This window comes from Kitasatospora putterlickiae (assembly GCF_039527695.1).
In the GTDB taxonomy this organism is placed as follows: domain Bacteria; phylum Actinomycetota; class Actinomycetes; order Streptomycetales; family Streptomycetaceae; genus Kitasatospora; species Kitasatospora putterlickiae.
The window spans coordinates 18,125-21,406 of the sequence record NZ_BAAAKJ010000018.1 but is presented as its reverse complement, the minus strand read 5'-3'; the positions used below and the strand labels follow the sequence as shown (position 1 = coordinate 21,406).

Genomic DNA, 3,282 nt, shown 5'->3' with positions numbered 1-3,282 from the left:
GAGACTCATCGCCGAACCCCGATGACCCGGTGGCCGAGGCGGGCGGCGAGGCTGTGGAGCAGTTCCTCGGCCTGATGGTGGGTGAGGGCGAGGGCGAGCTCCTCGCCCGGGCCGATGTGGATGTCGAGGTCGACCGCCGCCCGGAGCTGCACGGCCGCGTCCGGGGCAGCCTCGGCGGAGAGGTAGGCGACGGTGGTCCGCTCGACGTACGTGGTGGCGTTGAGGAGGGGAATCACGACTCCCACGGCCGGTCACCCCTCTCGCGGAGGACGTGGAGGAGGTTGAGGAGGGTGGCGAGGGAGGTGTCGCCGAAGGAGATGAGGAGGCGGCCGTCGATGGTGGTGCCGTTGACGGCGGCGGAGTCCCACTGGATGCCGAACGGCTCTCCGAGCTGGTGGAGTTCGCGGAGGAGGGCGGTGACCTCGGGCTCGGTGTACGTGCGGAGGTAGGTGTCGTGGGGGGTGAGGGGGCCGTTCACGCGGCGGCGTCCAGCTCGAACCAGATGACCTTGCCGGTCTTGGTCGGGGTGGTGCCGAAGCGGTGGGTGAGGGCCTGGACGAGGTGGAGGCCCCGGCCGGAGAGGGCGTAGGGGTCGGCGGGCGTTCGGGGCTCGGGGAGGAGGTCGGGGCAGTCGTCGCAGACCGAGACCCGGAGGGTGCGGGGTCGGAGGGAGACCAGGACGGGCGGCGCCAGCGCGCCCCCGTGCTGCCAGGCGTTGATGTACAGCTCGTGGAACGCGAGTTCGGCGTCGTCGATGATGCCCGGCGCCCAGTCGGCGGCGTGGAGGATGGAGCGGAGCTCGGCGCGGACCGTGGAGCAGTCGGGCGGGTTGAAGGCACGCATGAGGGACCTCCGGATGGGGGTTGTGCAGAGGGGTTCGTCGTCGATCGGTCGACGGAGATGTCGCCGTGAGCCAGGACAGGGCGGGGCTGGTGATGCCACGTGTGGCTGCTCTGCGGTGCGAAATGGGCAGCATGCGCCTACTGCCCAGGGAGACAGGCGTTACTGACGACCCGTCGGATCGGCGTGACATTGACCATAGTCCAGAGCGAGAGCAAGTTTTTCCCAGATGCGAGATGTTCCCTCTATCGTGTTGCCGACCGCCCCTGGATGGACCGACTGATCGACCGCGCGGCAGACTTGGGATCGAACCCGCCCGGAAGGAAGCCATGGCTCCACGCACGAACCCCACACTCCGTCAGCGGCGACTCGGGGCAGAGCTGCGAAGAATGCGCGAGCAGGCCGGCTTCGGCGGCAGCGAGCTGGGTCGCGCCGTCGGGATGAACCCCGCCCAGGTGACGCAGATGGAAGCCGGGAAGATCGGCATCAGTGTGGAGCGCCTGCGCACGGTCGCCGCCACGTGCATGTGCGCGAACGAGCCCTTGATCACTGCACTCGCGAACATCATCACGGAGCGAGAGAAGCCCGGGTGGTGGGAGGAGTATCGAGGAGTCATTTCGACGGACTTCGTCGATGTCGCGGAGTTCGAGAGCCATGCTCGGCGGCTCACCACGTTCACGATGGCCTTCGTTCCCGGGCTCCTCCAGACCGGCCGCTACGCCGCTGCCGTCTTCGCCGAAACCTTCCCACCCCTGCCGCGCCACGAAGTCGATCTCAGAACAGCCTTCCGCATGCAGCGGCAGCGCATCGTCCGATCCGGTACAACGCCGTACACGGCGTTCGTCCATGAAGCAGCGCTACGCATGAAGTTCAGCGGCCCGGCCGTCCTCACCGAGCAACTCAGCGCTCTCATCGAGGACTCCGAACAGCCGACCATCTCCATCCGGGTCATCCCGTTCGAGGTCGACGCCATGCCGAGCTCCAACGAGAACTTCACCTACGCCGACGGACCGATCCCCGAGTTGGACACCGCACAGATGGACACGGGCCTCGGTATTCGAATCTTCGACGCCCCGTCCCACACGGCGAAGTTCCGATCTCTGCTCGCTCGATTCGACTCGTACGCCCTCTCGAAGGAGGACTCCCGAGGCTTCATCGAGTCCATCAAGAAGGAAGTGGAAAGCAAGCATGCGTAGCTCTGCTTGGCAGAAGTCCAGCTACTCCGGCGCGAATGACGAGTGTGTGGAGGTGCGCACCACTAACGAGGGGATCGAACTCCGCGAGTCCGACGACGGCAACACCATCGTCCGAACCACGTCCGCCACGTTCGCCGCACTCCTCCAAGCCACCAAGGCCGGCGAGTTCGACCACCACGCCAGCTGACACGGCGGTGGCCCTCGCTCTGCGGAGCGAGGGCCACTTCAGAGCGCAGCAGCCCATCGATGCGATTCAGATGGCCACGAATGGAGGCTACCCATGGTTAGTCCTACCTGGCAGAAGTCGAGTTACTGCGCAGCACACAACGAATGCTTCGAGGTTCGCTCGGCGAGCGGTCTGATCGAACTCCGCGAGTCCGACGACGGCAACACCATCGTCCGCACCACCTCCGCCGCGTTCGCCGCACTCCTCCAAGCCACCAAGGCGGGCGAGTTCGACCACCACGCCAGCTGACACCACGGCCGCCCTCGCTCTGCGGAGCGAGGGCGGCCGCGCAACGCAGCCCGCCCGGGCGCTGCTCAGCAGCGGCTCTGCACGAAGTCAGCGTGACGGTCAGTCAGATGCCTTAGATTGGTTCGGTGACCGAACTGATGGTGCACGATGCCACTGCGGGATACCGAGGAAGGACCGTCATTCGGAATCCCGAACTCCGCTAAAACGCGGGGGGTCATGTCCTGATCCGGCCGAACGGGGCGGGCAAGCCAACAACCTTCCACAAAGAGGCAATGATGGCCACATTGATCCTGACCATACGCCCGGCACTGGTGGCCAAGCCATTCCACCTGGCGTTCACCAAACCAGTGGTTACCATAGACGGCATCGAGAACGAAACCACCTGGGGAGAGACGGAGTTCAACCTAAAGAGCGGCGCTCACCAGATCTCTGTGGCATTCCGCTACCGCGGCCAGCGCGCCGCCCAGTTGGCAATCGCCCGGCGCGAGATCGTCCTCGACAACCAGACCCCCCACGTACGGCTGACGGCACAACTCGGCGCACGCAACGGAAGCAGCTTCACCATCACCGGCCCGCATCAGACGACTTCGCCCCGCCTGTACGGTCGGGGGCATGGATGACACCTCTCGTCCGACTCTTGACGAAATCGAAGATCGTCTCGTTGCCCTCGTCGAGGGCCGGCTGACCCGGAACAAGGCCGAGCGCTGGGCCGCAGCGTGGATGGCGTGGGACGGGCTCGCTGGGACGACCCGTCTTCGACAAGGAGTGGTG

General features: G+C 66.0%; 7 protein-coding genes. 4 read left to right on the top strand and 3 right to left on the bottom strand.

The features are described 5' to 3' along the window. Positions 1–5: 5 nt before the first annotated feature. From ABD308_RS01960 to ABD308_RS01950, 3 genes are read right to left on the bottom strand one after another with little or no spacing between them, the layout of a single operon-like run. Entirely contained in the window at positions 6–245 is a 240-nt protein-coding gene (locus ABD308_RS01960; protein WP_344324482.1) for a hypothetical protein, read from the bottom strand. Then, positions 233–478, bottom strand: coding sequence for a hypothetical protein (locus tag ABD308_RS01955; protein WP_344324479.1), 246 nt, complete (start codon positions 476–478; stop codon positions 233–235). Before ABD308_RS01955 ends, ABD308_RS01960 begins: the two co-directional genes overlap by 13 nt. After that, a complete protein-coding gene (locus ABD308_RS01950; RefSeq protein WP_344324476.1) occupies positions 475–843 on the bottom strand; it encodes an ATP-binding protein in 369 nt (122 codons plus the stop codon). The genes ABD308_RS01955 and ABD308_RS01950 overlap by 4 nt, the downstream gene beginning before the upstream one ends. Positions 844–935: 92 nt before the next feature. Here ABD308_RS01950 and ABD308_RS01945 point away from each other — a divergent pair, with 92 nt between their 5' ends. From ABD308_RS01945 to ABD308_RS01930, 4 genes are all read left to right on the top strand, one after another. After that, positions 936–2,036 (top strand): helix-turn-helix domain-containing protein, encoded by a 1,101-nt coding sequence (locus ABD308_RS01945; protein WP_344324500.1) that lies wholly within the window; start codon positions 936–938, stop codon positions 2,034–2,036. Continuing rightward, positions 2,029–2,223, top strand: coding sequence for a DUF397 domain-containing protein (locus ABD308_RS01940; protein ID WP_344324473.1), 195 nt, complete (start codon positions 2,029–2,031; stop codon positions 2,221–2,223). The genes ABD308_RS01945 and ABD308_RS01940 overlap by 8 nt, the downstream gene beginning before the upstream one ends. A gap of 93 nt (positions 2,224–2,316) precedes the next feature. Then, positions 2,317–2,511, top strand: coding sequence for a DUF397 domain-containing protein (locus ABD308_RS01935; protein ID WP_344324470.1), 195 nt, complete (start codon positions 2,317–2,319; stop codon positions 2,509–2,511). A gap of 275 nt (positions 2,512–2,786) precedes the next feature. Further along, a complete protein-coding gene (locus ABD308_RS01930) occupies positions 2,787–3,131 on the top strand; it encodes a hypothetical protein (RefSeq protein WP_344324467.1) in 345 nt (114 codons plus the stop codon). Positions 3,132–3,282 lie beyond the last annotated feature (151 nt).